Genomic DNA, 2,015 nt, shown 5'->3' with positions numbered 1-2,015 from the left:
CCGAGCCGTTAACCAGCGGCGCCCCCGCCGCGCCGCACCGCGCCCCCCGGAGGGCACTCCGGCACCGGCGGAACTGGCCAGAATGGCGCGCTCCGGCCTGGCCGGGGCGGTCCGCGTCGCCCGCTGGGCCGACGCCGCCCTGGGACCCGGCCGGAACGGGGCGACCGCCGACGGCAAGGCCACCCTCTCCGACGCGACCGCCGAACAGGCGGCCGCCGAGCTTGGCCTGAGCGTCGCTCAGGTCCGCGCCGACTGGGACACCGCCCGCCTCGCCGGTCTGGTCGAGGTGCACGGCGACAACGCCCGCCCCGGCTGGCGGCTGCGCGCCTGGGACCGTGACGACAGCGCCGTGCTGCGCGGCTGGGTCGCCCTCTTCGACGCCTGGTCGCTCGCCTGCCCGGAGCCCGAGGGCCTCGAGGCCGCCGCCGTCGCCGAGGTCGTCTCGGCCATGCCGCAGGTGCTCTCCTTCCTCCAGCTCTCGGCCGGTCCCGTCCCGGTCGACCAGCTGCTCGACCTCCTCCAGCAGCGCGTCACCGAACTGCGCACCGAACGCTGCGAGATCCCCTACGCCGCCCACACCGCCCCGGGCACGGCCCCCGCTCCCATCGCCCCGGGCGTCCCGGTCCCCGCGGCCGGTGCCGTGGAGGACGGTGCGCCGGCGCCCCTGCTCGACTGGGCGCTGCGGGCGCTCGCCTCCGTCGGTGCGCTGACCTACGGCGACGGGCAGGCCACGCTCACCCCGCTGGGCAGCTGGGCGGTCTGGGTCAAGCTGGAGCAGATCTGCGTCGCCGCCCAGAGCCCCGCGGGGAACATCGAGCAGGCGGCCGAGGACATGCTCCGCGGCTGCGCCCAGCTGCGCCCGAACGCGGCCCGCGCCGAGTACCGCGCCTGGCTCGCCGCCCGTCCCGTCGGCAGCGCCGTCACCGAACTCCTCGGTGCCGCCCGCGGCGAGGACGCCCTGCTGCGCGGGCTCGCCTTCGAGGCGCTGCGGGTCGTCGGCGCCCCCGCCGAGCCCGACGTACGGGCCGTGCTCGACGAGCCCGCGCTGCGGCCGTACGCCCTGCTGTGGCTGGCGGAGCACGACGGCGTCGACCCGGAGGACGCCCACGAGGTCCTCACCCGCGAGGAGGCCACGTGGCTGTGGGTGGACACCGCAGCCGCCGTCGCCGACCACGGCGAGGCCCCGATGCTCGTACGGCACCTGGAGGCCGCGCTGCAGCCCACCGTCCCCGCGCTGCTCGACGAGGTGCGGGCCGTCGGCCATCCCCGCACCGTGCAGGTGCTGGTCGCGCTCGCCGCCGCACACCCCGACCCCGCCCTGGCCAAGGCCGTCCGCCGGGCCGCCTTCCAGGTGCACACCGGCGGCAGCTAGGGCCCGGGCTCAGCCCTCCACGCGCGGGACGTACGTGCCGAAGCTCCAGATGTTGCCCTCGACGTCCCGGGCCATGTAGTCCCGGGACCCGTAGTCCTGGTCCGTCGGGGGCATCAGGATCTCCACGCCGTGGTCCACCGCGCGCTGGTAGTGGCCGTCCACGTCGTCCACCACGACGTACACCCCCACGTGACCCGCGCCGCGCATCACCTCGTCGAAGCGGCCGCCGCGGCCCTTGGAGCCGAGCATCACCGCGCCGTTGCCCTGCACCAGCTCGGCGTGGAGCACGAGGCCGTCCTCGCCCTCGTACACCGTCAGCTCGGTGAAACCGAGGGCCTCGGTGAGTTGCTTGATCGCCGCCTTCGCGTCCGCGTACAGCAGCGTCGGGTAGACGCTCGGGCGCCCGCCGACCGTGTCCGCCATGCCGATCACTCCCTTGTGAGCCGGTGTTCGTGAGTCGGTACTCCTGAGTCGGTACTCACCGGAAAGTCCGGTTCGCCGCCCAGTGTGGCACCGGCCACCGACAACGCCCGGCCGCGAACACACGGGAAAACCGCTTGCACACGCCCGTTACACTTTTCCGCATGGCCATTCTCCTCGCGCATTAGACAGCGGGTACGTCCTCAGCCGCCCATCCCGCCCC

The 2,015-nt window shown here is 75.0% G+C and carries 2 protein-coding genes; one reads left to right on the top strand and one right to left on the bottom strand.

All coding sequences use genetic code 11. The features are described from left to right. Positions 1 to 1,372: hypothetical protein (locus BZY54_RS47845; protein WP_244217711.1), on the top strand; the 1,372-nt coding region annotated here is incomplete at its 5' end. Between the two features lie 9 nt (positions 1,373 to 1,381). Here the strand turns inward: BZY54_RS47845 and BZY54_RS47840 are convergent. Further along, positions 1,382 to 1,795, bottom strand: coding sequence for a VOC family protein (locus BZY54_RS47840; protein WP_086731524.1), 414 nt, complete (start codon positions 1,793 to 1,795; stop codon positions 1,382 to 1,384). Between the last annotated feature and the right edge of the window lie 220 nt (positions 1,796 to 2,015).

It is taken from the genome of Streptomyces carpinensis, assembly GCF_002154505.1.
GTDB lineage: Bacteria > Actinomycetota > Actinomycetes > Streptomycetales > Streptomycetaceae > Streptomyces > Streptomyces carpinensis.
This window is presented reverse-complemented; position numbering and strand designations above follow the sequence as displayed.

Coding starts and splice junctions, on each gene's coding strand:
- BZY54_RS47840 (WP_086731524.1), bottom strand. CDS start 1,795: ATGGCGGACACGGTCGGCGGGCGCCCGAGCGTCTACCCGACGCTGCTG.